The following is a 26,956-nucleotide window of genomic DNA, read 5'->3' as shown; positions in this document are numbered from 1 at the left end:
AACGGCCTCTTTTCTTTTTTTCCTGTCTGAAAAATGGTTTTGATATAGAAGAATCCTCAACCCACATCATCTAGTTTTGAGACAAATTCTTTTTTGTTATTTATCTTTCAAGGGAAAAGTTTGAAATTAGTTTGGGCCTTTCAGCTTCATTAGCTACTTTCCAGGAAGTTCTGTACATCCATTCAGTCATTTTATAAAGCTTTTTATAGTTGATGTTTTCAGATTCATCCTGCGGAGTGTGATACTGGTCGTGAAGTACACTGGTAAAAAATATCGCAGGAATTCCAATTTTAGCATAAGGAAGATGATCACTTCTGAAGTAGAAAAACTCTGCATGATTCGGGGAGTCCCAATCTTTCAGGTAGCGGAATTTTGTACTTTCATTATTGGCTTCCTCTGCCATTTTCACAAGCTCTTCAGAGTTTTTGTGTGGTGCATTTCCTCCTAATAAAGCTGCTTCATCATTAGAATTTCTTCCAATCATATCACCATTCAGTACGGCTACAATTTTCTCCTTAGGAATTACAGGATGTGTGGCATGCCATCTGGAACCCAATAACCCTCTCTCTTCTGCACCGTGGAAAACAAATAAAATACTTCTTTTTCCAGGCTGCTTTTTGTAAGCTCTTGCCATGGCCAGCATAGCTACACAGGTACTGGCATTGTCGTCTGCACCGTTATAAATCGTATCGTTTTTTACAGGATGCCGGATTCCGTCATGATCCTGATGTCCGCTCAATAAAACATATTCCTCTTTAAGTACAGGATCTGTCCCGTCTATTTTTCCAATGATATTAACTGACGGATATTTGTAGGTTTCCGTAATCAGCTTCAATGAGAGGTTAGGATTGTTTTTTACCCAGCCTGCATTTTCCCTCTTGATCCATAGCACAGGAATGTTCTGGCTTATTTTTTCTCTTAAGCCTTCCACTCCGTAGCTGCCTCTGGTCATTTGAGGAAGTACTTCCGGCCAGCTTTGCTCAGACATATCATCTGTGATGAAAATAATAGCCTTGGCGCCCAGCTCATAAGCCTTATTGTAATATTTAGTGCGTACAAACCCAGGATATCTTCTTACAAAAAGGGTCATTTCTTTGTCTATGTTTTTGTCCGAAGCATATACTGCAAGCACTTTTCCTTTGATATTCAGGGTAGAGAGATTTTCAGGCTCTGTATTTCCGGCATACACAATTTCAGCATCCACCGATGCATTTACAGGTTCTGCCACCAAAAAGTCTTTCCATAATCTAAGGTTTTTATCTCCAATTTTCAAACTGCTTTGCGGAATAACCTGATGCCTGTACATATCAAAGAACTGGAAAAATGTTCCGTTATCCCCGGCAGGCTTCATTCCTGCTTCCTTAGCTTTGTCAGCAAGCCACATGGAGACTTTTAATTCATCTAAAGTTCCTGCTTCACGTCCCCAGAACTGGTCTGCAGCAAGCTCATACATATCCTTTTTAAGATCAGTTTCTTTAAGGGCAGAAACCAATGGCTTCTTATAATTCTGAGCATTCCCGATACTGAATAAAAATAAACCCAGCAGGGAAAAAATAGAGTATTTATTCATCTGAATTTTTAATTAGATTGGCCCAGTTTTTCTGAAAACTGTTTTGAAAATTCTATCCTGTCTTCTTCCAGCTTTTCAGGAGTGGAAGGTAAAATATAGTTGAAAAGGATTTTATGATCATGATCTAAAAATATAATTTCCTTTTCATTTCCATCCATCATCTGGGAGAAAATGGCCCACATGGAAGTGTCTTTTAATTTTAATAATTCAAAAAACTGTTCTGCTTGTATTTCGATTTTCTGCATGCTATTATTAATGTATAATGTATAATATATAATGTGGGTGGTAGGGATCTGAAGGCTTAGAATTCTAAGAACTTCAGCTTAAACTGTATGGCGAAATTCTGTTTGAAATTCGGGGTGGTATAATAACCTACCCTGTAGAATAATCCTAGGTTGAAATAACTTGACAGGAAATTATTCCATTCCAGACCTACTTCCTGATACAGGTGATTCAGTGGCTTGAACCGGAACTGATGATACTCCGGATATTTCATATTTCCAATAGTTCCCCTTAATACAAAATCGAAGCTGGAAACATTATGCCCAAAGCTTTTAAAATAAAATGGAAGCTTATGGGTAAAGTAATACGCCACAAACTTATCATTGTAATATTTTCCACCTTCCAGTGTCGCAAACCCAAGGTATGAGGTAAGGTTGAAATTGAAATCCTTCCCGGGAGAAGCAAGTCCGTTCATAGTGAAATTCTTCCATATAGGAGCTTCTCCGAAAACCATTCCTCCATACAGTCTGAAACCGGTAGTTCCAATGGGGGTTTTAAAATTATGAACAAAAAGGGCATCAAAACGGGAGTAATTAAAATCTCCACCGGCCATTCTGTAGCTTTGTTCATAATTAAAATAAAGCTCGGGATATTTCTGATCAATCAGGGATTTTCCCTGAGGAGTCATGATATTGGTTGAGTTGGGAGAATATTTTAAAGTAAACAAAGTATTTAAATTCTTGAATGACGAACCGCCGTTTCTGAACTGATAGTCAAATTGAGCCTCTTCAATATTTCTTCTTACCGCAAAGGCAAGGGTAAGACCATTGGTGACATCATTCAGATAAGATAAAGAAACTCCTTTAAAATGAAAATATTTATCATTATTAAGGTTGTTTCCGAAATTCATCATCCTCATCTTGAAGTTCCATAGCCTGCGGTAGAATTCTCCTGAAGCCGTTACATCATCATAGAATTCAAACCTGAAGAATGAATTTTTATCCAGAGTGGTTTTCATATCTAATCCCATTCCATATTTCCACCTTCTGTCTTTTACCCCATAAGCAAAATAATAATCCGGGGAAAAGTATGGATTGAAGTTTTCATTTATTTTAGCCTTTAATCCCAGTCTGAATCCCTCAAAAGAGTTGTAATTCACAATTTCATCCACGGCAAGATCTACAGAACGGATTCTGATTTGCCCATTAAGTAAACCGGATAAAATCTGGGCTTTACCGTCTATTTTATATTTTTTTCCTAAGCTGTCTATTGTTTTATAGGTATTCTGCTCTCTTTCAGTAAGCGGATCGGTCCTGTACTGGTTCAGTGAATGCCCGTCAATATTCTTTACGGAGAAGGTATATCCTTTAAAATCTTTAGGATTTTCGTCTATGGGAGACTCAAAGTCAAAGTATTTGGAAGTGAGGAAGGCATAGGTCGCAAAGCTTTTTTTATCTTTTTTATTAAGACGGTCTTTATCATCCATAGCCATTTTACCCATTTTAAGCTTTGTTTTTTCGTGGGCAAGAAACCATTTGTTGTTATAAAATATCCAGGTGCTGGTGATAATTCCGTCGTTCTTGTTTTTACTGAAGTTTTCAATTTTTTTAACGCCGTAGGTTTCGGTATCTACATAAATAGTACCATTGTATTTCCTTTTCCTGTCAGGATTTTTGTAGTTTACCTCCCGGAAACGGATGACGAAATTTTTTCTTCCATCCAATTCTATGGTATCAGATAAATAGTATCTGTATAAGCCTCTGTTTTCCTGTTTGATCTGCTCAGGAACCACATCTCTGTTACTCTGCTGAAGTGCGATCATCTCATAGATAGGCTGCTTCAGTCCGGAAATCCTGTTATCGAGGATATTGATCTTCTCACCGTATTTTTTTGAATATAAAAACTCCTGAGCCCTTTCCCAAAGAAACAGCTTACTCTTTGAAAAGATCTTTCTTGCAAAGCTGTTGTTTAATGAATCTTTCTCTCTCTTTTTCTTGAAAAGACTTAAATCATTAAAATATTCCTGAAATTGAGAAATGCTGTCTTCATCAATATCCAGGGATATTTTCTCATAAGATTTGTAAGAATAAGAACCTAGGCTTTTCGGAGAATTTTCATAGAAAAGCTTATTGACTTTTTTCAGGATTTCTAATGCCCTTGGGTCGCTTTTATCTTCAATGACAACAGCATCAATAGAGGTGGTTTTTGATGTTTTTTTTACCAGAGAGACTTCCATGCTGCTTTCTACCGTTGCCGTTTCTTTTTGATAAGATTCGGCTTCAATATCTATGGACTTACACGTTGATGTGAACTCAAGAATCCCTTGGGCATTGGTATAGCCAAGGATGTTGTCGCCACAGGAGATTTTAACGCTGGAAACAGGCTTTTGACTGGTGTCATCAACAATTTTAATTTTTAATTGTGAATATCCCAAAAAGCAGATTAAAAAAAATAGTAATAGTAGACCCCTTTTCATGTAAAATAACTATTTCAAAAGTACTAATATTTATTGTTTTAGAAAAGTTTTTAACGGACTATAACATTGATTTCATCTAATTTCATAATGGTAAAATCAAGGTTTGTGAACGCTAAAAAAGCAGACTTATCCGATGTTGGGGTATAAAGTATAGGATTCGTGCGCATGATGAAGAATTGAGGTTATTATAGAATTCTTTATTGGTAGTACAATTTCCAGCCAGGGCTCCTGTCTGGTGAGTCATAATTTCCCTTCACCGGAAAGGTGGAAAATTTTATACTTGAAGGGCAATTTCACAGCTTTTTATTGCTTTTGATCATCCAGGGCTTTCATAAATTCAATAATATCATCAATCTCCTGATCTGTAAGTTGTAAAGGAGCATCAGAAAGGGTCTGGTTATCTACTTTAAATCCAACACCTTTTCCACCACCTTTATTATAAAAGTTCATGACTTCTTTCAGTGTTTTATAGCCTCCGTTATGCATATAAGGAGCGGTCTTGTTGATGTTTCTAAGGGTAGGTGTTTTAAAAGAATGCTGTAATGCTGCCACTGTTTCATGAAATTTTCCTCTTCCCAAATCATTGTCAAAAGTGGTGTTATCTCCATTCATGGCTACTCCCAATACTTCCTGTTCTGTTTTTTTGAAAGTAGGAGGTACGGTTCCGTTAAACAAAGGGATGAAGTGACATATGGCACATTGTGCTTTCCCCACAAAAAGATTAAACCCTTTTTTTTGCTGAGCCGTCATGGCAGATTTATTTCCACGCATATATTCATCAAAATCAGCATTGAATTTTGCCAATGAACGAATGTAACTTGCCAATACATTCTGAAGCTGCCATGCTTCTGTTTTTTGAGAACGATAAATCTTTTTAAAGGCTGCCTGGTATTTTTTGTCCTGGTTGATCTTGGCAAGGATCACATTAAGGTCGCCATGCATTTCTTCTTTATTTGAAATAACATCGGAGCTTTGCCCCTCCAGATCGTCTTTTCTCATATCCCAAAATTGCCCATGCTGAAATCCTGCATAATTAAGAGAGGGAGCATTTCTTGCAAGTTCTGAATTTTCCAGCGACATAGACTTGGCAAGTCCATCAGTAAAAGCTTTTTCAGGAATATGGCATGTCGTACAGCTTCTGTTGTTATTGTTAGACAGTATTTTATCATTAAAAAGTTGTTGACCAAGACTTGCTTTCTCATCAGAAAATGCGAATTCCTTTCCTGGAGTAAAAGCATTGGGGTTGAATGCATTTTTAGAGAAAAAAGTAGCTGCATTTTTTTGGAGAGCAGTGGTTACCTCAACATCAGGAATCTTTTCCTGATTTTTAAATTCAAGCAGTAAAGAGGTGATCTTATTGAAATGATCCGGAATAAAATTGACATAATCAAACGTATTCTTGTCCGTATTTTTTTTCAGAATTTCAATAGCTGTATCAATTTCATTAAGTATGCTTTTCAATGCTTTATTCTTTGATTGATCAGTGGAAATCTGCTGCAATGTTTGCTTAACACCCTGAAGAGAATAAGGGATCTCTTTCAGAAATGTTCCGGAAATAGGAGTGTCAAAACCTGAAATACCCAAGCTTGAAATTCTGAAAACTTCCTGTCTTAGAGCATCAAAAACCTGATCTCTACTGACGGTAATGACCTGGAAATTGGTTTCAATAGTATTGCTTTTATTAATTAATTTTTTTAAAAATCTGATCACCTCCTCTTTGTTCCCCTGATCATAAGGATACAACATTTCTTCCAATACCTGTAAGCCTTCCGGTTCTATTTCCGTATGCTCGTCCATTTCTATTTCAGGCAAAGCCGGACCATTAATGAATCTGGCAGAGTGGGGAAGGAAATATTCCACTGCCCATTCCATTTTTTTGTAGGTTTTTCTAAGTTCCTCAAACTTCTCCTGAAGTTTTTTTTCATCAGAATGGTTAGAAATAAGGACGATCAGTTCATTGATCTGTTTTTCAAAGGCATCATTGTTCTTGATAATCTGATTTTTTACAGACCCCAGATCTTCTGAAGCAGGCAATTGCTTATCACTTTTACAATAAGAAAGAACGAAAAGAGCAGCTGCAGAATATAAAAACAGGAATATCGGATATTTTGAAAGTTTCTTCATAGGTATGAAAAAGTATCAACAGAAGTTTTCCATTGATACTTTTGATTTTTATGAGGTGATTACAATTATTTTTCTACGTTTCTGATAATAACAACCTGCCCGCCTTCTTTATTGGTATTGACTCCGGAACCATCAGGATTTTTAAATTTATCTAACTGCCAGGTATGAGAATGAATGTTTACCGTAAAGGTGTTGGGAACCCCTATGATATCTGAAATATCAGTCATTGCTCCAAATTCCCATGAACCGAACTTCTGAAGATCTCCGGATTGGTTATAAGCCGTCTGCCATGCCGAATCATTTCTGTTGTGTTTCATATTCAGCCATGGTTTATACTGTTTCGTAGCGATATTAAGCTGCCATATGTAAGAATCATGGCCTGCAGCCTTATAATAAGAATCTCCGTCTTCCTGAATATACACATAGTTCTCAGTAACACACAGGTTATCTGGATTGATAAGATTATGTCCAGGATTGGAATCTCCTTCTGCTACAACTTCCAACTTTCCTGTCAGCATATTATTAGCATTTAGAACAAGCTTATAAACCCTTCCCCACATCGTTAATCCCGGTTTTGGATTCACTCCGTCAGAAGATTCTCCGGTGGCTGTAAAATAAACTTCTCTTCCTTTTCCGGCTCCTTTTCTGTAATCTACATCTTCAACTCTTGAAAAACGGATCGCATTATTATCAATATTTTTTTGATTGATCTGAGCTCCTGTAAGGTTTTTAGCATTAGGAATCTCAACGAACTCCACATCATAGCTGCTGCCTTTTACCATGTCAGTCTCAGTATAGCTGTTGTTTGTTCTTTTTAAAGAATATAACTTTCCGTTATCAAGATCTCCCTGTGTATTGGCTACATACATGATCAGTTGCCCTGCAGACTGATGAGAAGAAGAATAAGACTGATCTTCACCAATGATGATATAAGATTTTCCGTTGGATACATCTTTAGGAAGAGGAACTGCATTTTCCATAGAAGCCTTTCCTAAGGCCGGTTTTACTCTTGTTTTATCTGTTGCCTGGGAAGTTGGTGCCAATGGATTTAAAGCATGAACCATACTTTCTTCACCAGATTCTCCGGCAGTAAGAAAAGCACTGAAACCATGAGTTTCGGGAGTGGCTAATGTAGCAGAACACAACCTTGTCATTCCTCCTGTTCCATTGAGAATATATTCCCCTTTTACAGGTCTGAAAGTTTTATCTAAATATACCCTTGATACGGATTGTTTGATCTCATGGTTGGTGATCATCAGATAACCGTCTGAATTAGGATCTTTCATAATGCCCATTCCGTCCGGCTGACCTCCAAAAACAAAGTCCGGAGAACCTGAAAGAATATCAGAACTTGAAATAAGTGTGGTGATATTTAAATTTTCAAAATCAGGCATTCCAAAAACGAAAGCAGATTCTTTAGAAAAATTTTCAAGTTTGATGTTGTCATTGACGGGGGTATTGCTATCCCCGTTATTGTCATCGTTACAGCCCTGGAATACAAGAGCAGCAAACAATAGCGCGCCAATAGTTTTATTAATTTTCATAATTACTTTTTTGAATTTCGATAATACAAAACTAATACTCCGGTGTTAACAGGGTTTTAATAAGACAAAACAAATAGTTTAAGATTAAGCAATGATTTGTTAAGATAAGATCAATAATTAGAACTGTTATAAATAAAAAATTGGCTGTTTCGCTTGAAACAGCCAATGGTAATATGATAATAATATTCTATTTTAGATATGTAATGCCTTTTGGTAAGCATTTTCTAAACCATCCAGGTTTTTACCTCCGGCAGTTGCGAAACCAGGGTTTCCACCACCACCACCCTGGATCTCTTTGGCAAGATCTTTTACAATAGCTCCGGCCTGGTAATCTGCTGCAAGATCATCAGATACCCCTACAGTGATCATAGGTTTTCCATCTGCGTCAGAAAGAATGATGGTCACAGAAGCTGGGATTTCTCTTTTCAGCTGGAATACGATGTCTTTAACAGAACCTGCATCCAAAGAGGTTTTCTTTACCAAAAGCTGTTTGTTGCCTTTCTGCTCATAAGCATTTTTCCAGTCGCCGATTTCTCCTTTTGCCTTCTCTTTTTTTAGAGCATCTACTTCAGATTTTAATGATGCATTTTCTTCGATAAGTTTTTCGATAGATCTTACTACATCTTTAGACTTCAGTAATTGAGAAAGCTCACTGATCTGCTGTTCCAGATTTTTGAAATATTCTTCAGATTTATCACCTGAAATTGCTTCAATTCTTCTGATTCCTGCTGCTGCAGAACCTTCAGAAGTGATTTTGAAGTGACCAATTTCACTGGTGTTTTTTACGTGAGTTCCTCCGCAAAGTTCTTTTGAACTTCCAAATTGGATCATTCTTACACTGTCACCATATTTTTCACCAAACAAAGCCATTGCCCCTTTCTCTAAAGCCTCCTTAATAGGAATGCTTCTGAATTCCTGTAAAGCAATACTTTCTTTGATCTTATGATTTACTTTTTCTTCAATTAAAGCTAATTCTTCTTCCGTCATTTTATTGAAATGAGAGAAATCGAAACGAAGATAATCAGGACCTACATAAGAACCTTTCTGCTCTACGTGAGTTCCTAAAACATCTCTTAATGCCTCATGTAAAAGGTGAGTTACAGAGTGGTTAGCTTGGGAGTTTTTTCTGTCTGAAGCATTTACTTTAGCGTAAAAAACTGCTCCAGCATCTTTTGGAAGACCATTAATCAGTGAAATGATCAATCCGTTTTCTTTCTTCGTTTCCAATACCTCAAAGCTTTCAGAAGCGTTTTCCAGGATTCCTTTATCTCCCACTTGTCCACCACCTTCAGGGTAGAAGGGAGAGCTGCTCAGTACTACCTGATAAAATTCTCCGTCCTTATTTTCTACCTTTCTGTATCGGGTAATATAGGTTTCGGATTCCGTTTGGTCATACCCTACGAACGTTTCCGGCTTTTCCTCTAAAACCACCCAATCGTATACTTTTTGAGCAGAGTCAGATTTGGAACGCTGTTTCTGCTTTTCCATCTCAAATTTAAACCCTGCTTCATCAATCGTTAATCCTTTTTCCTCAGCAATAATTCTTGTTAAGTCATCCGGAAAACCATAGGTATCATAGAGTTCAAAAACTTCCTCGCTTGGTAATACTTTTAAATCATCAGCAATCGCCTGCTGAATTAATTTTTCAACTCTGATCAGTCCGTTTTCAATGGTTTTTAAGAATGATTCTTCCTCACTTTTAATAACTTCTGAAACTAGTTTGCCTTGTTTCTCCAATTCAGGGAAGAATTTACCCATTTGATCCTGAAGAACAGTTACCAATTCAAAAAGGAAAGGTTCTTTCATTCCCAGGAATCTGTAAGCATAAGAAATACCTCTTCTTAAAATTCTTCTGATAACGTATCCGGCACCTCCATTGGAAGGCAATTGTCCGTCAGCAATAGCAAAAGAAACCGCTCTGATGTGGTCTACCACAACACGGATAGCAATATCTTTTTCGTCCGTTAAAATACCGGTGTATTTTTTACCGGAAAGTTCTTCAACTTTAGAAATTAGCGGTGTGAAAACGTCGGTATCATAATTGGAAGACTTTCCTTGAAGTGCCATACAAAGACGCTCAAAGCCCATCCCTGTATCCACATGCTGAGCAGGAAGCTTTTCCAAAGATTTGTCTGCTTTTCTGTTGAATTCCATGAAAACCAGATTCCAAACTTCCACTACCTGTGGATGATCCTGGTTAACCAGTGTAATCCCGGGAACAGCGGCTTTCTCTTCCGGAGTTCTTAAATCGATATGGATCTCTGAACACGGTCCGCATGGTCCGCTTTCACCCATTTCCCAGAAGTTATCTTTTTTATTTCCGTTAATGATCCTGTCCTCTGAAATATGAGATTTCCAGAAATCATAAGCATCCTGATCTCTGTCAAGGTTTTCAGAAGCATCTCCTTCAAAAATAGTGACATATAAATTTTCTTTTGGAATTCCATATACATCAACCAATAGTTCCCAGGCAAAAGCAATAGCCTCTTTTTTAAAGTAATCCCCGAAAGACCAGTTTCCTAACATTTCAAACATGGTATGGTGATAAGTATCTCTACCTACATCATCCAGGTCATTATGCTTCCCTGAAACTCTCAGACACTTTTGTGTATCGGCAATTCTTGGGGCGGTAGGCGTTTTGTAGCCTAAGAAAAAATCTTTGAACTGCGTCATTCCTGAGTTGGAAAACATAAGGGTAGGGTCGTCTTTCAGCACAATAGGAGCTGAAGGAACGATCAGGTGGTCTTTACTTTTAAAATAATCTAAAAATTTTTGACGTATCTCTTGTGATGTCATAGTATTGCTTTTGCTTTTTAACGTATCAAATTTTGATAAGATGCAAATTTAATGTTTTTAGGTGATTTAATATCTACTATTGAATATTTTCAGATAGGTTTATCAAATGTCCGGCATAATAATGGAGTATGGTTTATATTTTTAGCCGCGAACAGTAATGGAGAGATACCATAAAAAAGTCAACTGTGCATAAAATAAATAATCATTATTCACCATAACTTTGCAATTTTCCATTTAACTTATTACCTTCGTTATGATCTGAATAAGATAAAAAAACATAAAAAAATGATGAAAAACGAAGTGCTGAAAAACTGGATAGAACACTATTCAGAACCGCTTTTAAAGAAGGCTTTCTATCTGCTTTCGGATAAAGAAGAAGCTGAGGATATCGTTCAGGATGTATTCATCGCAGCATTTTCATCATACGATTCTTTTGAAGGAAAAAGCCAGCCGCTGACCTGGCTGACAGCTATTTTAAATAGGAAAATTGCTGATTTTTACCGTAAGAAATATAGATCTGAACCCAATATCAGGCTCGATCATTTTTTTGATGAAACAGGCTCATGGAAAAATAATGATGTATTGAATGACTGGAATGCCGCCGGCAAAGAATCTGAACTTTTGGATGATCATGATTTTAATAAAACATTGGAAGAATGTATCGAAGAACTGCCTTCCAGATGGAAAATCCTGTTGAAAATGTATTATATTGAAGAAAAAAAAGCACCCGAAGTGAGTCAGGAATTCAATGTTTCAACGACTAACCTTTGGAAGATCTTACAACGCAGCCGTATGCAGCTTAGGGAATGTCTGGAATTTAACTGGTTTTCAAGATTATAACAATTAAAATGGTAAAGAAAATTCTACATCTATTATTTCTGCCGTGCAGTGAAGCCACACTGCTCATGGAAAAACGCAATGCCCGGGCTATTTCTTCTAAAGAAAATAGGAAACTCAGTATGCATCTTATGATTTGCAAATGGTGTAAGATGTACAATAAAAAATTAGCATTATTGGATACCCTATTTAAAAAGACCCTTTCTGAAAAGGAAGTTGAAATTAAAGATTCTGATATACAGGATTTTAAAACTAAAATGATGGAAAAATTAGATTTTTAAGAAAATCTTGTCAGGATTTCGAAATACCTCCGACTATACTTTTGAAAATAAAAAAGTATAATTTAAAAAATTTTAAAACATGGTCGGAACAACACAATCTAATGAAAACACAAACAGATCCTCATTAGGATATTATGTATCGCTTTTTGGAGCGGCTCTTATTTTGCTCTGGATTGGTATTTTCAAATTTACCCCTACTGAAGCTGTTTCTATAAAACCTTTGGTGGAAAACCATTTTCTAACTTTTTTCGTATATAAGATGATGAGTGTTCAGGCAGTGTCAAATCTTATCGGAACGATAGAAATTATCATTGCTTTATTACTGATATTTAGTGTGAAATTTGCAGTACTGAAAAAGTATGCGGGAATAGGAATGATAATGACATTTCTGGTAACGCTAAGCTATCTGTTTACAAGCCCGGGAATGTGGAAAATAGTGGATGGTATTCCGGTGACAGACTTCTTTATTTTAAAAGATCTTATGCTTTTAGGATTTGGACTGATGATCGTTCAAAAATAATAAAAATGAATAAAAAGAAAAAAATGAAAAATATATTAATTGTACTCGGTATTATTCTGGGTATCGCAGTCTTTGCTGCAGGTTCCGGGCTGTTTAAAAATACGAAATCCGGAAAAGAAGAAGTAAAAAAAGAAAATCAGGAAACTATGGATAATAAAAATGTCAGAGAAATTTATTTTGCAGGTGGATGTTTTTGGGGAACAGAGCATTTCTTTCAGCAGATTCGCGGAGTAGTGGGAACAGAAGTTGGATATGCCAATGGAAATACACAAAATCCCACCTATGAAGAAGTGGTAAGCCATACCACAGGTTTTGCAGAAACAGTAAAAGTGAAATATGATCCTGAACAGGTTGACCTGAAACTGTTGATTGACCTTTATTTTAAAACCATTGATCCTACCAGTAAGGATCAGCAGGGGAACGACAGAGGAAACCAGTACCGTACAGGAATTTATTTTAAAGATAAAAATGATGAAGCTGTCGTAAAAGGAGAAGTGGAGAAATTGGCTAAAAACTACACTAAACCGGTAGTGGTAGAAACTGTTGCTTTGAAAAATTTCTATAGAGCAGAAGACTATCACCAGGATTATCTGGATAAAAATCCGGGAGGCTACTGTCATATTGAACCGGGACTTTTTGAAATGGCCAAAAAAGCAAATCCTCTTCCAAAAGCTGCACCGAAAGTAAAGTATGAGAAACAGGAGAAAAAAGTTCTGAAAGAAAAACTTACTGCAGAACAATACAATGTAACCCAGGAAAATGGTACGGAAAGACCTTTCCAAAATGAATACTGGAATGAAACCCGTGAAGGAATTTATGTAGATATCACTACCGGAGAACCTTTATTTATTTCAACAGATAAGTTTGAATCAGGCTGTGGATGGCCAAGTTTCTCTAAACCTATTACAAAAAAATTAATAGACGAAAAGCTGGACAAGTCGCAAGGGATGACCAGAGTAGAGGTAAGAAGTAAAACAGGAGATGCCCATTTAGGGCACGTTTTTAACGATGGTCCTGAAGATAAAGGAGGATTGCGCTACTGTATCAACAGTGCATCCCTGAAGTTTATTCCAAAAGCAGATATGCAAAAAAAAGGATACGGAGAATATATTCCGTTATTAGATAAAAAGTAATGTGAAATATAAAAAGAAGAGACTGTCTTTAAGGCAGTCTTTTTTTGTTAATAATGCGTCTGAAACCTTTCTTTGATGCTGAGTATTGAAATACTGAACAATATCAGGAATCCCAGAATAAGATAGTAAGCTTCTTTCGTCAGATGGGACAGAAAATATTGAGTTTTATCAAAAATATTGGGTTCAGGGATAATGCCTGTTACTATTGAACCTGAGTCTATTATTTCAACTTCTGTATCATGGCAGAGATAACAAGGTTCGGGAGATGGCCTTTGATAGGTGACAGGAACTAGAAAATGACCTGTTTTTTCAAGATCCAAAACGTACTCTTCATGTCTTGAAATAGCCATATCATTTAATAGAGAAACAAAATCTCCATATGTATTTTCATTCCCCAAGATAAATTCAATGCCTGTGTTTTGCTCATTCTTTTGTTGCAGTGCTTTCACTTCTGAAACATACAGATCAGAGTTTTCCTTTGCTTTACCGGAGGGCACTTTTATTTTTTTATAATTTAAGTTTCTCAGTGGTTCAAGTGTACTGCTATAACTCTTGTCATTATTTGTTTTTGCGGGAATTCCAATATCTATTACTGATACTGCTATTTCTTCTATTTTTCTGTTTCCGTAATGCCAGAACAAGACAGGAATGGTCAGAGCACTTATTAACCCCGGAAAATAATATATTTTTCTCATTTGCGTGGTTTTTGATAAAATTAATAAAAAAACTAATTACGATGTATACTTGTTGATGGTGATAACCATTGTTTTTTATATAAATATAGATGGGTAATTAATGATAAAACCCAAAAAGAATATCAATTTTCATTATATTTTTAAGATTAAAATATTAAATTTGATAGAACTAATAGGGAAATATGAAGTTAATTGAACTGGCAGAAGAATTGAAAGTCTCTGCAGAAGCGATCAAACAATTTATACAGGATTTTGACCTTGAGTTGGTAGACTGTATCAGCACGAATTTTGAAGTGAAAGAAGATTTTGAAAAATTTGCCCGTGAAAACCTGGATTTTTTAAAGCTTTATGAAAAAGATCTTGATAAAAATAAAACCCTGGAGCAGATTGCTGAGGTAATTAATCAGCCTAAAGAAAAAGTTGAAAAAGCAATTAAGGACAATAATCCTAATATTTTTGACAATGGCTTTTTCAAATCCTCTATTTCAAGTTATGGTATTGATAATAAACTAGGCGGAAATTACCAGTTTGTCTATGATTATTTCGGGCATAAGACGAGTCTGAAAAAAAGAGATTTTATAGGCTATAGAGATTTGTTTTTTTACACTTCGGCAGTTTTAGAGCCTTTTCTGAATCCTCAGCAGATCAAAGACTGGGGAATCAATAAGCCGGCAGGGATTATTTTATACGGACCTCCCGGAAGTGGTAAGATTTTCTGGGCCAATAAGATTGCTGAAATCATAGGATACAGCTTTAAAGAAGTCAAAAAGCACTATTTGGGAACATCCCTGATTGATGGGAACGAAATTAATTTCAGTGACTTTTTAACGTCTATGCTGAAAGAAAATAAAATACTGCTTTTTCTCGATGATTTTGACGAAATTATGATGCAGAGAAAAGCAGAAACAGATATTGCTTCCTGTAATCTTGAAGTCCAGGAGCTTATTCTTCATTATATCGGGAAATTTGAAAAAGAAGGGGTTTTGATGGTAGGATCTGCCAATTCTGTTTCAGAAATAGATGAGGAGATTCTTGCTCCGGGAAGATTTGATGTGATGATTCCCATATTCCCTCCCAATGCTTCAGAGCGGTCAGAAATTATCTTATATGCAATGACCAGAGAGCTGGAGGAGGATTCTCTCCTATACAAAATTCTTATCTACAATAAGGCGGATAAAGTTCCGTTCTGGCACGAGATTTCATCAAAAATGAAAGCTTTCAGCAATACCATGCTGATTGATTTTACCCAAAGTCTGAAAAAAAGAATTAAAAATCTTTACCAGAAAACAAAGAATGAAAAGCTTAAAATTGATCAGGGACTTTTGAATGCTGCTCTAAGAGACGCTGCGGGGAAACTTACCGAAGAATATCTTGATCAGGTAGCCCGATTTTTAGCTGATGTCATTATCAATAATTTTGATGAATTTCAGTTTAGAATCAAGGCACTTAAAGCTGAGCTGGAGTCCTATAAAGTAGTGGAAGAACCAAGACGGGCCATAGGTTTCTCTCATAATGAAGAGGAGAAGAAGACCAAATAGAAAATTCGGGGTTCGGGTTCGAGATGCAGGATGCGAGTGTAAGGGTGCGTGATACAGGATAAAAGATATAAGGTTTAACGATAGATAATCTGAAATCTGGTGTCTGATATCTTGAGTCTTGATTCTTGGCTCTTGGCTCTTATTTCTTATCCCCTTATCTCCACTCTCAACGTCTCCTATCTCAAATCTATACATCCTACTTTTTACATTATACATTGTACAAATGATCAGCATCTGGGAATTAGAAACCTTTTACAGAAAAAGAGATATTATCATTATAGGAGCCGGTTTTTCCGGGCTTTGGGTTGCTGTTTCCATTAAAGAGAAATATCCTGAAAAATCGGTATTGATTATTGAGCGTAATGCAGTGCCGCTTGGTGCTTCAACGAGAAATGCAGGATTTGCCTGTTTTGGAAGCCTGACAGAGGTGATTGCCGATGCTCAGAATATGGGGTGGGAAAAGACCCTGGATTTGGTTGCTATGAGGTTTAACGGGCTTCAGAAAATCAGGGAATATTTTAAAAATGACGAAATAGACTTTGAACTTAGCGGAGGATATGAAATTTTGAATAACGAAGAACCCTTACAGTATATTGATATCGTTAATGAAAAACTGAGATCTGTTACCGGACTTGAAAAAACGTACCATCTGAAACAGTATAAAATAGAAGACTTCGGGTTGGGAAAATCAAAGTTTCTGATTGAAAATAGCTGTGAAGGAAGTTTACATTCCGGGAAGCTGCTGCAGAGGCTTTTAGAAAAATGCCATGAACTTAAAGTCGGGTTTTTATTCGGTACCGAAGTGGAGAATATTGACGAAAACCCTCATGAGGTGATGGTTCATCTTTCAAAAGGTCTTTCTGTAAAAGCAGATCAGCTGATATACTGCACCAATGCTTTCAGCTCAAAATTCCTGGAAAAAGAAGGGATTATTCCCGCCCGTGGACAGATTCTTCTCACGGAGCCTATAGAAAATCTGAAATTAAAAGGTACATTTCATTACGATGAAGGATTCTATTATTTCAGGAATTTAGGAAACAGGGTTTTATTGGGAGGAGGCCGGAATCAGGATTTTAAAACAGAACAAACTACAGCTTTTGAAACCACCGAATTCTTGCAGAGTCACTTAGAAAACTTTTTAAAAGAAGTGATCTTACCGGATCATGAATATAAAATAGCCCTCCGGTGGTCAGGAATCATGGCCATGGGATCAGAAAAAACACCTATCATAAAACAGCTTTCAGAAAAACAGTTCTGTGCAGTAAGGCTTTCCGGAATGGGCGTGGCACTTGCTCCAAAGATTGGGGAAATAGTGGCGGAGATGATTTAGGGTGGGTTTAAGATGTCAGATGTCAGAAGTTGATGTTGGGTATTAGATTTTAAAGAGTTAAGAGCCAAGAGTCAAGAGTCAAGAGTCAAGAGGTAAGAGGTAAGGAGTAGAATAATTAGCCTTACATCTTATATCCGACAGCTTGCCTTCTCGTATCTCGTATCTCGCACCCCGTATCCCGACTCCAGTATCTCACAACACTTTCAACTTTGAATTCTCAACTCTAAAAGAAATCCGTATTTTTGCAAAAAGAATAAATCGTGATTAATAACGACCAGATAAAAGAAGTTCAATCCAGAATTGAAGACTTACACAGATACCTTCAGATCGAAAAAAAGAAAATAGAAATAGCCAATGATGATGAAAAAACGGCTGCTCCTGAGTTTTGGGATAACCCTAAAACAGCAGAAGCCTTTTTGAAACAGCTTCGTTCCAAGAAAAAATGGGTGGAAGGTTATGATGAAATCCAGACACAATTTGAAGATCTTCAGGTTTTAGCAGATTTTGCTAAAGAAGATCCGGATTCTGAAAAAGAACTGGATGAAACATTTCCACAGTTGGTAGAAAAAATCGAAGATCTTGAATTTAAGAACATGCTTTCCAATGAAGGGGACGAGCTTTCTGCTGTTCTTCAGATTACTGCCGGAGCCGGAGGTACAGAAAGCTGCGACTGGGCATCAATGCTGATGAGAATGTACACCATGTGGGCAGATAAACAAGGATATAAGATCCGGGAGCTTAATTTTCAGGAAGGAGATGTAGCCGGTGTAAAAACCGTTACCCTGGAAATTGAGGGAGAATATGCCTTTGGATACTTGAAAGGAGAAAATGGAGTACACCGTTTGGTAAGAATTTCACCTTTTGACAGCAATGCCAAACGCCATACAAGTTTTGTTTCCGTATATGTGTATCCTTTGGTAGATGATACTATTGAAATCAATATTAACCCTGCTGATATCAGCTTTGAAACCATGAGGTCTTCAGGAGCAGGAGGCCAGAACGTAAACAAAGTGGAAACCGCAGTACGTTTACGTCACGCACCAACCGGAATTATTATTGAAAACTCAGAATCCCGTTCACAGCTTCAGAATAAAGAAAAAGCAATGCAGCTCCTTCGCTCAAGATTATATGAAATGGAATTGGAAGAACGTATGAGAGCAAGAAATGAGATTGAAGCCAATAAGATGAAGATCGAGTGGGGAAGCCAGATCAGAAACTATGTGATGCATCCTTACAAATTGGTAAAAGATGTACGCTCAGCATATGAAACATCAGATGTGGATGCCGTAATGAACGGAAATATCACCCCTTTCTTAAAAGCTTTCTTAATGGCAGATGGAACGGCGGTTTCCGATGATGATATGGAGCTATAAATATCATGTTTTATTTTTAGTTAAAATCTTATAATTTATTTTTGTTTCAGGTATTTTAGACCTATTTTTGTTGTTCATCGAGATATATGGAAGATTTTAATAGCTGGAAGGATTTATTAAACCCGGAGTTTTACATAAAAATGGGAGGGTTTTGGCTTATTTTGTTTATTGTTTTTGCTGAAACAGGTCTTTTTGTAGGATTTTTTCTTCCTGGAGACTCTCTGTTGTTCGTTTCGGGGATTTATGCCGTTGAAATTATCAAAGAGACATTCGGCTCCACAGGGAGTGATTTCCTTGATACTACTATTTTGGCTACCGGAGTTGCATTAGCTGCAATTATAGGAAATGAAGTAGGATATTATTTTGGAAGAAAAGCAGGTCCCGCCTTGTATAAAAGACCGGATACAATGCTTTTTAAGAAGAAATATCTGTATCAGGCTCATGATTTCTTTGAAAAACATGGAGCGTTAGCCATTATTATGGCCAGGTTTTTACCTGTTGTGAGAACCTTTACGCCTATTGTCGCAGGGATTGTGAAAATGGACAAAAAAGAATTCTTAAGAGATAACATCATTGGTGCTGTCTTATGGTCATTCATTTTGATTTTTGCAGGACATTATCTTGATAAATTATTCATGGAACAGTTTGGAATCAATCTGAAAGAAAAACTGGAATACATCATCATTATTATTGTCCTTGTAACCACACTTCCTGTGATTGTAAAGTTTGCTTTTGGAAAAAAAGAAGATCTTTCTTCCAAATATGACAACAGGGATTTCGAATAGTAAACAAAATGCTATACAATACATAACCTGCTTTTTTAGCAGGTTATTTTTTTATCCATTCCAGGATATTCGGATAAATAATACTGTCTCTTTTTCTTTTACTGAAAAACCGGGGTACATGACCTGTTTTCTTCATAAAGACCAACTTGTGGGGGACATTCATGCTGGTAAGAGCAGAATCCATGGCAAGTCCCTGATGATGATTGACCAGGAAATCATTATTCCCCTGAAAAAGCAGGGTAGGAACACTGGTGATATTAGCTATCGGGCTGGCTTCCTTAAATGCTTCAGAAACATTCTTTCTGTCGAACTTAGTTCCCACCACTTTCTGAAAGGTAGGAGAAGTGTATTTGGAATAAAAGGAATTAAGATATTCCGGGCTGTAAAAATCTGTAGGGCCGCTTAAGGAAATGATTTTCCTGATCTGATCGGAATGTTGATATCCATATAGCAAAGCGAGATGCCCGCCGGCACTTTCTCCAAGCAAAACATAATTATTGGGAAGCAGCTCAGCTTTTTCTGTTAAAGAATTAAATCTTTCAATAGCCGATCCGATATCTTCGAGCTGCTGTTTATAGGTGATTTTTTTTCGTTTAGAAACCAGCCGGTAATTCATATTGATACTTGGAATTCCATTTTTGAAAAGCATCTTTTGAACCTGTATCATATGTTCTTTTTTTCCTAAAGTCCAGGCGCCACCATGAACAATAAGAACTACAGGTGCATCCCGGGCATAATCTTTGGGAAGAAAAATATCCATCTTCTGCCTTTTATGCTCTCCGTACTGTAGATTATAGATTTTCTGCTGGCCTCCCGGACCTACCCAGACCCTGAATCTGGTATTACATGAATTGAATATAAAGCTTATACATCCTAAAACAAAGAAATGATATCTGAGGACTAGCTTTTTCATACATCAAATGTAAGAAAAATATGACGATTTACAGACCATTCCAAATAATCCCACTCAGCTTTTTTCAGCTAATTCCTTTAACTTTTGATTCATGATATTGAAGCTGGTAGCTGTATTAGTAAAATTAAAAAACGGGACAAGGAAACCTGAAAACTGCTCTGACTGGATAAATTGAGTGGTCCCGTTTTTATTGTCAACCAGCTCAAAATGATGTTCTCCATCAAATATTCCCTTGAACAATAGTTTTCCTACCCATTTTAATTCTTTATTTTCTTTTTTAGATAAAATGACAGGCTTGAAAACCATCCCCTTTTCTCCCTTTGGTTCAATGGTAACCCGTATTTGATTACCTTCTTCTACAGATCCCTGGATATTGGTAATAAATGGATTCCAGTATGGATAATCCTGAAAATTGGTTAATATTTTCCATACTTTTTCAGGACTGGCATGAATGGTAATTTCTGTTTCTATTTTCTTTGACATGATAAAATGATTTTATGCAGGCAAAGTTCGGTGAGAATACTAAAGATCCACTTGACAAAAATCAAAGATTTCCTGTAGCTATTTTATTTCTTATCCTACTGAAAGTCTCAGAGGTCATCCCAAGCATTGAGGCAATATACTGCAAAGGAATTTGATTAAATAATTGAGGATTTTCATTAAAAAAACATAAATATCTTTCTTCAGCGGTCATTGATAAATGACTGTAAACTCTTGTTTCAATGGTGGTGAAACAATGAATGATGAAGGCTTTTTCTAAAATGTGCCATTGAGGAACCCGGCCCTGTAGCTTTTCGTAATCAGTCTTATTGATGGTGTATAATTCTGTATCTGTAAGAGCCTGAATAGTCCATCTTGCCGGAATATCAGCCATAAAACTGGATAGATCCGTTACAAAATATCCCGGAGTGGAAATCCATTGTGTAATCTCTTTTTTTTCAGTTTCACAAAAGATCCTTAAAAACCCGGAGCGGATAAAACTTAATTTTGTGCTTTTCTTCCCTTGCTTCAGGAAAAAATCATTCTTTTTAATAAGCTCCGATTTGAAAAAAGAGATGATTGTTTTTAAATCATCAGCATCAATATCTGTAAAATATGAAGTAAGGCTATACTCAAGATCAATATTTATTTTGCTCATGGTTGAGGGAATTCTAAGTTTTCAGCATATCGGTATAGAGAACTATTGTATCTGGGCAGGTGTTTGGATAATGCTTTTAAGGCTAAAGATAATGCTTCTTTGTTTTCACCTGCAGAATAAAGAGAAAGGGCTAAAAAAGAATCGACAGCATCATTCAGTTCATCAGAATAATTTGCTTTTTCTTCTCTCAAAATATAGATGCTTTCTTCTATTTTTCCATTATTTCTTAATGTACTTGCCAGCTGAATTCTTGCTCTTCTTCTTCGTAAACCTGATAATCCGAGACTCAATGCAGATCGGTACAGTGGTTCGGCTTCCTCTTCATGTCCGGTAGAGTCAAAAGCACAGGCCATTTCAAAATGGGGGATAGCCTGTGAACCTGAAAATAATACTGTATGATCTTTAATTTGCTGAATGAATTCTTCATTGCTTATTTTTCCAAATTTCAGCCAGATGAGCTGTAATTGGGTTTCCCAGTTGGCTAGGTCATTCATTTTATAACAATTTAAGCAAAGATATAAAATGTTGAAAAAGGAGCACTGCTTTATGATTTTGCTCGTTCTTAAAATTATTGTCATATTATGAATAAGGAAACGGAATTAAATAATTATTTTTGCTAGACTTAACAAATATTAAAAAAATATTAAAATATGGCTTCAGGCTTTTTTGCAATTTTAGATGATATTGCAGCATTGATGGATGATGTAGCAGTGACCAGTAAAATAGCTACACAGAAAACGGCAGGTATTCTGGGAGATGACCTGGCTGTAAATGCTGAAAAAGCTACAGGCTTTCTTTCTTCAAGAGAGCTTCCGGTTTTATGGGCTATTACCAAAGGTTCATTTATTAATAAACTGATTATTCTTCCCATTGCCTTTTTGCTCAACTGGCTGTATAAGCCGGCTATTGAGATGATCCTTATTCTCGGAGGACTGTATCTGGCTTTTGAAGGCGTAGAAAAAATTATTGAATTCCTGTTTCACCGTTCTAAAAAAGGGCATGAAGTAGTGGAAGAAAGTAAAGAGGAAGACAATTCTGAAGTATCTGAAAAAGCAAAAATAAATTCAGCCATCCGAACAGACTTTATTCTTTCTATTGAGATTGTCATTATTGCATTAGGTACCGTTATACAGGAAAACCATCCGTTGATTACCCAGATCTTAACGGTAACTTTTGTGTCGTTTATAGCTACTGTAGGAGTGTATGGAATTGTTGCCTTAATTGTAAGAATGGATGATGCAGGGTTTAAGCTGATCAAAAAAAGCCATGATAAAGGATTCTTCTCCAAGCTAGGACACTTATTGGTAAAGGCGCTGCCTGTTATTATTAAAGTTTTGGGAGTGGTAGGAACAATCGCTTTGATTCTGGTTTCAGGAGGTATTTTTGCTCACAATATCCATTATTTGCATGAACTGTTACCAACATGGCCTGCTATGCTTAAAGAATTTACTTTCGGAATTGTAGGAGGCTTGGCTGCTGTAGCGGTTTTTACTATCGGAAAAGCAATATATTCTTTAGCAGTGAAAAAGTAAATTAAATTTTAAATAATTGATGCACAAAAATCCTGTACAACGTTGTACAGGATTTTTTATGTATAGCCATTAGAGGTAAAACTTTTAAATACAAAAGGATTCCCGTAAGAACCCTTTTTTATATTAATTGAATAAATCTTTTACTTTATCAAAGAAAGTTTTTTCCTTACCGGATGGTTCTGCAACCATTTCTCCGCTGGACATCTGCTTCTCAAAGAAATCTTTCTGTTCCTTTGTAAGCTTCTGTGGGGTCCATACATTGATGTGAATAAACATATCACCTTTTCCATAGCTGTCGATGCTTGGAAGACCTTTTCCTGCCAGCCTTAATATCTTTCCGGACTGTGTTCCCGGATCTACGGTAATCTTTACCTTACCTCCTACAGTAGGAATCTCTCTTTTAGTTCCCAGTGCAGCTTCTGCAAATGATACATACAATTCCTGGTGAAGATTGTCACCTTCTCTTTTGATTGTTGCATCCACTTCTTCCTCTACAATAACCAGTAAGTCTCCCGGAATTCCTCCAAATGGAGCATCATTTCCTTTTCCTCTTACATTAAGCTGGATACCATCTCTGGCACCGGCCGGAATATTAATAGTGATCTCTTCTTCATCTTTTATAAGCCCCTGTGCATTAGCTCCTGCAGGAATTTTATCTGCAACTTTCCCGATTCCCTGGCAGGTACTACAGGTAGCCTGTGTCTGCATCTGACCGAACATCGTGTTCATTATTTTAACCTGAACACCGGAACCGTTACAGGTAGGACATGTTTTTGAAGTAGCGCCTTCTGCTACTTTCATTTTTTTAACTTTAATGGTCTTTTGGGTACCGTTCACCATTTCTTCAAGGTTCAGCTTGATCCTGATTCTTAAATTAGAACCCTTCACCTGCTGGCGTCCGCCGCCGCCACCTCCAAAACCTCCGAAAATATCTCCAAACTGACTGAAAATATCCTCCATATTCATTCCGCCTCCGAAGCCTCCGCCTCCGAAACCACCATTTCCGCCTACTCCGGAATGACCAAACTGGTCATATCGGGCACGCTTCTGATCATCGCTTAATACCTCATAGGCTTCAGCAGCTTCTTTGAATTTTTCTTCAGCCTCTTTATCTCCTGGATTTTTATCCGGGTGAAATTTGATGGCCATTTTTCGGTATGCTTTCTTTATTTCGTCGGCTGATGCAGATTTGCTGATCTCCAGAACCTCGTAGTAATCTCTTTTTGACATGACTTTCTCTATCTATAATTGATGATTGATAAATGATAAAAGATATTTAAGTAATAAAAGTATAGCTACCTATCAATTACCACTCATCATTTATCGTTTATACTATTAGTTTCCTGTTACTACTTTTGCAAAACGGATTACTTTATCACTTAAAGTATATCCTGTTTCAATAACATCTACAATTTTACCTTTTAAATCTTCTGATGGAGCAGGGATTTGAGTAATAGCTTCATGGAAGTCTACATTGAAGCTGTCGCCGGCTTTTACCTCGATTGCTTTTAATCCTTTTTCAACAAGTCTGTTTTTGAATTTCTGATAAATAAGTTCTACTCCCTGTAAATCAGATTGATTTCCGTTTTTAGCAATTTCTTTTAATGCTCTTTCAAAATCATCTAATACTCCAAGCATGGAGACCATCATATCCTGATTGGCATATTGGAAGAATTCCATCTTCTCCTTAGATGTTCTTTTTTTATAGTTTTCAAACTCTGCATACAATCTGATGTAACGGTCTTTCTCTTCTGCCAAAAGTTCCTCAGCAGAAGGAGTAGCTGTCACATTGTCCTCAGATACGGCTTCGTTCTGAATATTGTTTTCTCCTTGATTATTGATGCTTTCTTCGTTAATATCCTGGTTTTCCATAATTCAATATTTATTTACAGATTGTTTGACAAAGATTCTGCCAAATCAAAAAATCAGGACATTAAGGCAGTCTGTTTTTTCAAATAAGGATATTTGAACTTCAGCCTGCTTATTATATAGGTTAAAATATAGAAATTATACTAAAGAACGGTGTGTTATCTTATGATTTGGAAGTTATTAACCAATGACTATGATCATTGCTGCAAATAGTTGGATTATTATTTTTATAGGGATTAGCCTCATAAATAATAATACTAAAAATATGAATAAGAGTGTTCTTCCAAGTACAAATCCTTATTAAAATTACTGATGCCTTCAGATTATATAACCAGAATATGTATGGTGTAAGATAGTATAGAAGAATGACAGCTAATATAAAAAATACTCTTTCATTTTTATAAGTTTGGCAGCGATAATTTTATCACTGCCAATTAACTTTTATTTTGTCACGGTAGTTACAGTTGGAGTATATATACCAAATGTTACAGTAGCAATCAATCCATTGATAAAAGTTTGTCTGGTTTTAACGGTATAGTCTTCTGCGGTACCGGCCATTGCTCTGGAATCAGAAGAAGAACCTGGAACTAAGCCTTCAATGTAATAATGATTCCATTTTGTAACCTTTTGGGTACCTAATGCTCCTTTTCCTACAACACTTGTATAGGAGTAACAAGATGTTAGTAAAATTGATACTGCAAAAGCAGCAGTCATCATTCTGAATGTGTTTTTCATTTTTGGAAATTTAAATTATTTATAATTAACAATGTCTGATAAATTTAATTTCTCAGTGACAGAGTTTCATTGTCAATTTATATTCCAAAAATGTTTTTTATTTAAATATTTATGATAAAATTGGCGTTTCTTTAAATAATAATCAATTAATTATGATTTTCTTTTGCTATATTAAATTTAAATTAAATTATAATATAGAGTTGGATTAATTTTCAGAGAAAGTTTGATACAGTAAATAAAGATTTAAAATAATGATAATGATAGAAATAATCCAGACACAAACTTTTAAGAAAGGTTTATTGACAAATTCTCCCATTTTGGCTTTATCATTGGTAAACATCACTAAAGGTACTACTGCAAAACTTAACTGCATAGAGAGGATAACCTGACTTAAAACCAATAAATCTGTGGCTCCCTGCTCTCCGTAAAGAATAGCAACAATTAAAGCCGGAATAACGGCAATAAGTCTTGTAATCAATCTTCGCAGCCAGGGTTTTAGTCTGATATTTAAAAAACCTTCCATTACGATCTGGCCTGCCAGCGTTCCGGTAAGGGTTGAATTCTGTCCTGAAGCAAGCAAGGCAATAGCAAAGGCGATACTTGCCATAGAAGCTCCTAAAATAGGAGTCAGCATTTTATAAGCATCATGAATATCAGCAATATGTTCGTTCCCTGTAGTGTGGAATGTTGCCGCTGCAAGAATAAGGATTGCAGCATTGATGAAAAAAGCAAGCATAAGTGACACTGTGCTGTCTAAAGTGGCAAATTTTATCGCTTCTTTTTTACCTTCTCTATCCCGGGTATAATCCCTGGTCTGCACAATGCTGCTGTGGAGATATAAATTGTGAGGCATAACGGTAGCTCCCAAAATTCCGATAGCGATATAAAGCATTGCAGGGTTCTGGATAATTTCTTTCTGTGGTACCAAGCCTCCAAGGATCTCATTAAAAGCCGGTTTGGATATTACTATTTCGTATACAAAACAGGATAAGATGATAAATATAAGTCCGCCTACAATACTCTCAATCCAGCGGAATCCTTTTGCCTGGAGCAAAAGAATAATCAAAACATCAACAGTAGTAATAACGATTCCCCAGGTTAAAGGAATATGAAACAGCAGATTTAAGGCAATAGCAGAACCTATAACCTCGGCGAGATCACAGGCAGCAATGGCTATTTCACAAAAAATCCAGAGTATAAAATTGGTGGTAGGATTGAAATGATCTCTGCAGGCCTGTGCAAGATCCCTTTCTGCTACAACTCCCAGTTTTACAGATAAATGTTGTAAAACCATGGCGAAAATGTTGGAAATAAGAATAACAGAGAGTAGGGTATATCCAAATTGTGCCCCTCCGGCGATATCCGTAGCCCAGTTTCCTGGATCCATATATCCTACAGCAATCATAAGACCCGGGCCTGCAAATGCCAGATATTTTCTCCAGAATGTTGCATTTTTTGGGACCTTAATAGAGGAATAAACCTCTGGTAATGAGTGTAGGGTTTTATCTTTACGCCAGGCGTTCTTTAAGTTGAAATTCATAAATG

The 26,956-nt window shown here is 36.5% G+C and carries 24 protein-coding genes; 9 read left to right on the top strand and 15 right to left on the bottom strand.

Going from position 1 to position 26,956, the window contains the following annotated elements:
* Positions 1 to 100: 100 nt before the first annotated feature.
* The 6 genes from MP478_RS04735 to alaS all read right to left on the bottom strand — a co-directional run bounded on the left by MP478_RS04735 (position 101) and on the right by alaS (position 10,732).
* On the bottom strand, positions 101 to 1,570 hold the full coding sequence (locus MP478_RS04735) for a M20/M25/M40 family metallo-hydrolase (protein WP_257190476.1): 1,470 nt from the start codon (positions 1,568 to 1,570) through the stop codon (positions 101 to 103).
* Positions 1,571 to 1,578: 8 nt separating this feature from the next.
* Entirely contained in the window at positions 1,579 to 1,815 is a 237-nt protein-coding gene (locus tag MP478_RS04730; protein WP_230037990.1) for a hypothetical protein, read from the bottom strand.
* Between the two features lie 56 nt (positions 1,816 to 1,871).
* The gene (locus tag MP478_RS04725; RefSeq protein WP_257199771.1) at positions 1,872 to 4,226 is read right to left on the bottom strand and encodes a hypothetical protein; all 2,355 of its coding nucleotides are present in this window, start codon (positions 4,224 to 4,226) and stop codon (positions 1,872 to 1,874) included.
* A gap of 345 nt (positions 4,227 to 4,571) precedes the next feature.
* The gene (locus MP478_RS04720; protein ID WP_257199770.1) at positions 4,572 to 6,392 is read right to left on the bottom strand and encodes a cytochrome-c peroxidase; all 1,821 of its coding nucleotides are present in this window, start codon (positions 6,390 to 6,392) and stop codon (positions 4,572 to 4,574) included.
* A 65-nt stretch (positions 6,393 to 6,457) separates the two neighbouring features.
* On the bottom strand, positions 6,458 to 7,936 hold the full coding sequence (locus MP478_RS04715) for a hypothetical protein (RefSeq protein WP_257199769.1): 1,479 nt from the start codon (positions 7,934 to 7,936) through the stop codon (positions 6,458 to 6,460).
* Positions 7,937 to 8,128: 192 nt separating this feature from the next.
* Positions 8,129 to 10,732 (bottom strand): alanine--tRNA ligase, encoded by a 2,604-nt coding sequence (gene alaS, locus MP478_RS04710; RefSeq protein WP_257199768.1) that lies wholly within the window; start codon positions 10,730 to 10,732, stop codon positions 8,129 to 8,131.
* Between the two features lie 285 nt (positions 10,733 to 11,017).
* Here alaS and MP478_RS04705 point away from each other — a divergent pair, with 285 nt between their 5' ends.
* The 4 genes from MP478_RS04705 (at position 11,018) to msrB (ending at position 13,503) form a co-directional block, all read left to right on the top strand.
* Entirely contained in the window at positions 11,018 to 11,572 is a 555-nt protein-coding gene (locus MP478_RS04705; RefSeq protein WP_257199767.1) for an RNA polymerase sigma factor, read from the top strand.
* A 65-nt stretch (positions 11,573 to 11,637) separates the two neighbouring features.
* On the top strand, positions 11,638 to 11,850 hold the full coding sequence (locus tag MP478_RS04700) for a hypothetical protein (protein WP_257199766.1): 213 nt from the start codon (positions 11,638 to 11,640) through the stop codon (positions 11,848 to 11,850).
* A gap of 79 nt (positions 11,851 to 11,929) precedes the next feature.
* Positions 11,930 to 12,370, top strand: a complete 441-nt coding sequence (locus tag MP478_RS04695; protein WP_257190495.1) for a YkgB family protein — start codon at positions 11,930 to 11,932, stop codon at positions 12,368 to 12,370.
* Positions 12,371 to 12,393: 23 nt separating this feature from the next.
* A complete protein-coding gene (msrB, locus tag MP478_RS04690; protein ID WP_373691669.1) occupies positions 12,394 to 13,503 on the top strand; it encodes a peptide-methionine (R)-S-oxide reductase MsrB in 1,110 nt (369 codons plus the stop codon).
* A 47-nt stretch (positions 13,504 to 13,550) separates the two neighbouring features.
* Here msrB and MP478_RS04685 read toward each other — a convergent pair whose 3' ends face one another.
* On the bottom strand, positions 13,551 to 14,198 hold the full coding sequence (locus tag MP478_RS04685; protein ID WP_257199765.1) for a hypothetical protein: 648 nt from the start codon (positions 14,196 to 14,198) through the stop codon (positions 13,551 to 13,553).
* A gap of 182 nt (positions 14,199 to 14,380) precedes the next feature.
* Between MP478_RS04685 and MP478_RS04680 the strand changes: the two genes are divergently transcribed.
* The 4 genes from MP478_RS04680 to MP478_RS04665 all read left to right on the top strand — a co-directional run bounded on the left by MP478_RS04680 (position 14,381) and on the right by MP478_RS04665 (position 19,224).
* Positions 14,381 to 15,736 carry an ATP-binding protein gene (locus tag MP478_RS04680; RefSeq protein ID WP_257190498.1) on the top strand — a complete coding sequence of 452 codons (1,356 nt, stop codon included), beginning with the start codon at positions 14,381 to 14,383 and terminating at the stop codon, positions 15,734 to 15,736.
* A gap of 223 nt (positions 15,737 to 15,959) precedes the next feature.
* The gene (locus tag MP478_RS04675) at positions 15,960 to 17,066 is read left to right on the top strand and encodes an FAD-binding oxidoreductase (protein ID WP_257199764.1); all 1,107 of its coding nucleotides are present in this window, start codon (positions 15,960 to 15,962) and stop codon (positions 17,064 to 17,066) included.
* 260 nt (positions 17,067 to 17,326) lie between these two features.
* A complete protein-coding gene (gene prfB, locus MP478_RS04670) occupies positions 17,327 to 18,439 on the top strand; it encodes a peptide chain release factor 2 (protein WP_084086130.1) in 1,113 nt (370 codons plus the stop codon).
* 86 nt (positions 18,440 to 18,525) lie between these two features.
* Positions 18,526 to 19,224 (top strand): DedA family protein, encoded by a 699-nt coding sequence (locus MP478_RS04665; RefSeq protein WP_230041300.1) that lies wholly within the window; start codon positions 18,526 to 18,528, stop codon positions 19,222 to 19,224.
* A gap of 43 nt (positions 19,225 to 19,267) precedes the next feature.
* Here the strand turns inward: MP478_RS04665 and MP478_RS04660 are convergent, their stop codons facing one another.
* The 4 genes from MP478_RS04660 to MP478_RS04645 all read right to left on the bottom strand — a co-directional run bounded on the left by MP478_RS04660 (position 19,268) and on the right by MP478_RS04645 (position 21,769).
* Complete coding sequence (locus MP478_RS04660; protein ID WP_257199763.1) at positions 19,268 to 20,137, bottom strand: alpha/beta hydrolase; 870 nt, start codon at positions 20,135 to 20,137, stop codon at positions 19,268 to 19,270.
* 54 nt (positions 20,138 to 20,191) lie between these two features.
* Positions 20,192 to 20,620, bottom strand: coding sequence for an SRPBCC domain-containing protein (locus MP478_RS04655; RefSeq protein ID WP_257199762.1), 429 nt, complete (start codon positions 20,618 to 20,620; stop codon positions 20,192 to 20,194).
* 61 nt (positions 20,621 to 20,681) lie between these two features.
* Positions 20,682 to 21,275 carry a Crp/Fnr family transcriptional regulator gene (locus MP478_RS04650; RefSeq protein ID WP_257190503.1) on the bottom strand — a complete coding sequence of 198 codons (594 nt, stop codon included), beginning with the start codon at positions 21,273 to 21,275 and terminating at the stop codon, positions 20,682 to 20,684.
* On the bottom strand, positions 21,272 to 21,769 hold the full coding sequence (locus MP478_RS04645) for a tetratricopeptide repeat protein (RefSeq protein WP_230041304.1): 498 nt from the start codon (positions 21,767 to 21,769) through the stop codon (positions 21,272 to 21,274). Before MP478_RS04645 ends, MP478_RS04650 begins: the two co-directional genes overlap by 4 nt.
* Positions 21,770 to 21,925: 156 nt before the next feature.
* Between MP478_RS04645 and MP478_RS04640 the strand changes: the two genes are divergently transcribed.
* Positions 21,926 to 22,807 carry a DUF808 domain-containing protein gene (locus tag MP478_RS04640; protein ID WP_257190505.1) on the top strand — a complete coding sequence of 294 codons (882 nt, stop codon included), beginning with the start codon at positions 21,926 to 21,928 and terminating at the stop codon, positions 22,805 to 22,807.
* A gap of 123 nt (positions 22,808 to 22,930) precedes the next feature.
* Here MP478_RS04640 and dnaJ read toward each other — a convergent pair whose 3' ends face one another.
* The 4 genes from dnaJ to MP478_RS04620 form a co-directional block, all read right to left on the bottom strand.
* Entirely contained in the window at positions 22,931 to 24,037 is a 1,107-nt protein-coding gene (gene dnaJ / locus MP478_RS04635) for a molecular chaperone DnaJ (RefSeq protein WP_230041306.1), read from the bottom strand.
* 105 nt (positions 24,038 to 24,142) lie between these two features.
* A complete protein-coding gene (locus tag MP478_RS04630) occupies positions 24,143 to 24,679 on the bottom strand; it encodes a nucleotide exchange factor GrpE (protein WP_306552752.1) in 537 nt (178 codons plus the stop codon).
* 438 nt (positions 24,680 to 25,117) lie between these two features.
* Positions 25,118 to 25,411: a Bor family protein gene (locus tag MP478_RS04625; protein ID WP_257199761.1), complete on the bottom strand. Its 294-nt coding sequence runs from the start codon at positions 25,409 to 25,411 to the stop codon at positions 25,118 to 25,120.
* A 205-nt stretch (positions 25,412 to 25,616) separates the two neighbouring features.
* Positions 25,617 to 26,951, bottom strand: coding sequence for an Nramp family divalent metal transporter (locus tag MP478_RS04620; RefSeq protein WP_257199760.1), 1,335 nt, complete (start codon positions 26,949 to 26,951; stop codon positions 25,617 to 25,619).
* Between the last annotated feature and the right edge of the window lie 5 nt (positions 26,952 to 26,956).

The sequence above is a fragment of the Chryseobacterium sp. WG14 genome, from assembly GCF_024586945.1.
GTDB lineage: Bacteria > Bacteroidota > Bacteroidia > Flavobacteriales > Weeksellaceae > Chryseobacterium.
This window is presented reverse-complemented; position numbering and strand designations above follow the sequence as displayed.